Genomic DNA, 3910 nt, shown 5'->3' with positions numbered 1-3910 from the left:
TAGACCATGCCGCCCAGCGAGATCACGCCGACCTCGGAGGTACCACCGCCGATGTCGACCACCATGGAGCCGCTCGCCTCGGAGACCGGCAAGCCCGCGCCAATGGCAGCGGCCATCGGCTCCTCAATCAGGTACACATCGCTGGCGCCTGCGCCCAGAGCGCTTTCGCGAATGGCGCGACGCTCGACCTGGGTGGAGCCGCAGGGCACGCAAATGATGATGCGCGGGCTGGGCCTGAAGAAGCTGCGCGGATGCACCATCTTGATGAATTGCTTGAGCATCTGCTCGGTCACCGTGAAGTCGGCAATCACGCCGTCTTTCATCGGCCGGATGGCCTCAATATTGCCCGGCACCTTGCCCAGCATGGCCTTGGCCTCGCGGCCCACGGCCTGGATGCTTTTCTTGCCTTGGGGGCCGCCTTCGTGACGAATCGCCACCACCGAGGGCTCATCCAGCACAATGCCCTGGTCACGCACGAAAATCAGGGTGTTGGCGGTGCCGAGATCGATCGCCAGGTCGGTGGAAAAGTACCGACGAAATGCTTCAAACATATGCAGGAGTCCAGTTGGGCATGAGCAGGCTTCGCTGCTTCATCGCCTTTTTATGATTAACCAATTACGAGGAAATTGGGGCCAAAGTCTTCCCGAAACCTTGTTTCCAGCACCTAAAAAGCGCCTAAAGAGTGCATCCGACCACGATTTCACAACAAAGGCAGGATAATAACGCATCCCCTGTGAATCGACCGCTCCGCAAGGCCCGTTTTTTTCAGCCTTACACCTCGTTTCAGCCCGCCTTTTTTTGCTGAATTTTCTGCGCTGTAACTTTCCCTTTGTATTACCTTCCAGGCATCCCATGGCACTGACCCCCCAAGACATTGCACGCGTCGCCAACCTGGCGCGGCTGGAGCTTCGTTCTGACGAAACCGAGCGCACTTTGCACCAACTCAATGGCTTTTTTGCCCTGGTCGAGCAAATGCAGGCCGTCAACACCGACGGCGTCGAGCCGCTGGCGCACCCAGCAGCCCTGCTGGGCGAAGTCGCCCTGCGCCTGCGCGAGGACATTGCCAGCGAACCCAACCAGCGCGAAGCCAGCCAGGTCAGCGCCCCCGCCGTCGAGCGCGGCCTGTTCCTGGTGCCCAAGGTGATTGAATGAGTACCCCGATGAACAACCTGGATTTGCACCACCTCGGCGTGGCCGAACTCGCCGCCAAGCTGGCCGCCAAAGAAGTCTCAAGCCTCGAGGTGACGCAGCACTTTCTCGCCCGCATCGCGCAGCCGGGCAGTCTGGGCACCTTCCTCGCCACCAATGCCGAGGTGTCGCTGGCACAGGCCCGCGCCGCCGATGCACGGCTGGCAGCCGGCGAACGCACGCCCCTGCTGGGCGTGCCGCTGGCGCACAAGGACGTGTTTGTCACCCGCGACTTCCCGACGACCGCAGGCTCGAAGATGCTTGAAAACTACCGCAGTCCGTTTGACGCGACGGTGGTCAGCAAATTGGGCGTTGGGGCAGGCGGCGCCGGCATGGTCACGCTGGGCAAACTCAACTGCGACGAGTTCGCCATGGGCTCGGGCAACGAGAACAGCGCTTACAAACTGGTACAAAACCCGTGGGATACCAGCCGCGTGCCCGGCGGTTCCTCGGGAGGCTCGGCGGCAGCGGTCGCGGCCCGCTTGGTGCCTGCGGCCACCGGCACCGACACCGGCGGCTCGATCCGCCAGCCCGCCTCGCTGACCGGCATCACCGGCATCAAGCCAACTTACGGCCTTTGCTCGCGCTACGGCATGGTGGCTTTTGCCTCCAGCCTGGACCAGGCCGGCCCGATGGCGCGCAGCGCGCTGGACTGCGCCCTGCTGCTGTCCGCCATGGCCGGGCCGGACCCGGACCGCGACTCGACCTCACTTGACCGGCCTGCAGCCGATTACGCTACTGATTTAATAGCTGCCAGCGCTCGCGGCGCTTGCGCTACACCCCTCAAAGGCTTGAGGATCGGCCTGCCGACCCAGTTTTTCGGTGCCGGCTGCGCGCCCGACGTACTGGCCGCCGTGCACGGTGCGCTGGCCGAGTTTGAAAAACTGGGCGCCACGCTGGTCGATGTGAGCCTGCCGCTGACCGAGCTGTCGATTCCCGTCTATTACGTCATCGCCCCGGCCGAGGCCAGCAGCAACCTGAGCCGCTTTGACGGCGTGCGCTACGGCCATCGCGCCGCCCACTACACCGACCTGACCGACATGTACAAAAAGTCGCGCAGCGAAGGCTTTGGCACTGAGGCCACGCGCCGCATCATGATCGGCACCTATGTGCTGTCGCACGGCTACTACGACGCCTACTACCTCAAGGCGCAAAAAATCCGCCGCCTGATCGCGCAGGATTTCCAGACCGCCTTCACGCAATGCGATGTGATTGCCGGCCCGGTGTCCCCCACCGTGGCCTGGAAAATCGGCGAAAAATCCGACGACCCGGTCGCCAGCTACCTGGCCGACATCTACACGCTGTCATCCAGCCTGGCCGGCCTGCCCGGCATGAGCGTGCCGGCCGGCTTTGGCGCAGGCGGCATGCCCGTCGGCCTGCAGCTGATTGGCAACTATTTCAAGGAAGCGCAGCTGCTGGGCGCGGCACACGAATTCCAGCTGGCAACCGACTGGCACCAGAAAGCACCGGGAGCTTCGGCATGACTGACATGATCAAGGACACAAAACCCCTGCTGGTGCAGGGCTACGAAGTCGTCATCGGCTTTGAAACCCACACCCAGCTCACCACGCAATCAAAACTGTTCAGCCGGGCGCCCATTGCCTTTGGCGCCGAGCCCAACACGCAGGCTTCTGCGGTGGACTTTGCCCTGCCCGGCGCGCTGCCCGTGATGAACAAGGGCGCGGTCCAGCGCGCCATCGAATTCGGCCTGGCCGTCAACGCCCACATTGCCGAAAAAAGCATCTTCGCGCGCAAAAACTACTTCTACCCCGACCTTCCCAAGGGCTACCAGATCAGCCAGTTCGAGATTCCGGTGGTGCAAGGCGGGGAGGTCGAGTTCTTCCTGGAAGGCGAAAAGAAATCGGTGCGCCTGGTGCGCGCCCACCTCGAAGAAGACGCCGGCAAGTCACTGCACGAAGACTTCATCGGCCAAAGCGGCATTGACCTGAACCGTGCCGGCACGCCGCTGCTCGAAATCGTGACCGAGCCCGACATGCGTTCCACCGCCGAGGCCGTGGCCTATGCCAAAGAGTTGCACAAGATCGTTACCTGGATCGGTATTTGCGACGGCAACATGCAGGAAGGCAGCTTCAGGTGCGATGCCAACGTGTCGGTGCGCAAGCCCGGCGAGCCACTCGGCACGCGGCGCGAAATCAAAAACCTGAACAGCTTCAAGTTCATGCAGCAGGCCATGGACTACGAAGTGCGCTGGCAGATCGAACAGATCGAGGACGGCCACGCCATCCAGCAAGCCACCGTGCTGTTTGACCCCGACACCGGCGAGACGCGCAGCATGCGAAGCAAGGAAGACGCGGCCGACTACCGCTATTTTCCGGACCCGGATTTGCCGCCGCTGGTGATTGGCCGGGACTGGGTGGAGCGCACCCGCGCCGAAATGAGCGAACTGCCGCGCGTGATGGCACAGAGGTTCATGGAAGTGCATCACCTGTCCGAATACGATGCAACGACATTGACGCAAAGCCGGGAACGCGCGAAGTATTTTGAGGCGGCTTGGATCAGGCTGCGCCACGGCAATCCCGGAAAAGCAAGCGATCAGTATTACGCCAAGCAGGTCACGAACTGGGTACTGGGAGAGGTGGCAAAGCGGCTAAATGTTGACGGAGTCGGTGAGGAGCAGTCACGTGTTTCACCCGATCAGCTCGGGAAACTCCTGTCAGAAATCGCGCTCGGAACCATTTCCAACAATGCCGCCAAACTGGTT

At 62.2% G+C, this 3910-nt stretch carries 4 protein-coding genes; 3 read left to right on the top strand and 1 reads right to left on the bottom strand.

The genetic code is table 11. The annotated features are described in order from the left end of the window. A partial coding sequence (gene mreB, locus Q8K05_RS07800; protein ID WP_305245995.1) for a rod shape-determining protein MreB occupies positions 1–551 on the bottom strand: 551 nt, incomplete at its 3' end. A gap of 301 nt (positions 552–852) precedes the next feature. Between mreB and gatC the strand changes: the two genes are divergently transcribed. The 3 genes from gatC to gatB form a co-directional block, all read left to right on the top strand. Further along, complete coding sequence (gatC, locus tag Q8K05_RS07795) at positions 853–1152, top strand: Asp-tRNA(Asn)/Glu-tRNA(Gln) amidotransferase subunit GatC (protein ID WP_305245993.1); 300 nt, start codon at positions 853–855, stop codon at positions 1150–1152. Next, positions 1149–2672, top strand: coding sequence for an Asp-tRNA(Asn)/Glu-tRNA(Gln) amidotransferase subunit GatA (gene gatA / locus Q8K05_RS07790; protein WP_305245991.1), 1524 nt, complete (start codon positions 1149–1151; stop codon positions 2670–2672). Before gatC ends, gatA begins: the two co-directional genes overlap by 4 nt. 5 nt (positions 2673–2677) lie before the next feature. Beyond that, on the top strand, positions 2678–3910 hold a 1233-nt coding region (gatB, locus tag Q8K05_RS07785), incomplete at its 3' end, for an Asp-tRNA(Asn)/Glu-tRNA(Gln) amidotransferase subunit GatB (RefSeq protein WP_305245997.1).

Origin of the sequence: Polaromonas sp., assembly GCF_030682935.1 — a bacterium.
In the GTDB taxonomy this organism is placed as follows: Bacteria; Pseudomonadota; Gammaproteobacteria; order Burkholderiales; family Burkholderiaceae_C; genus Polaromonas.
The sequence above is the reverse complement of the archived record's forward strand: the minus strand, read 5'-3'. Positions and strand labels throughout refer to the sequence as shown.

Coding starts and splice junctions, on each gene's coding strand:
- gatC (WP_305245993.1), top strand. CDS start 853: ATGGCACTGACCCCCCAAGACATTGCACGCGTCGCCAACCTGGCGCGG.
- gatA (WP_305245991.1), top strand. CDS start 1,149: ATGAGTACCCCGATGAACAACCTGGATTTGCACCACCTCGGCGTGGCC.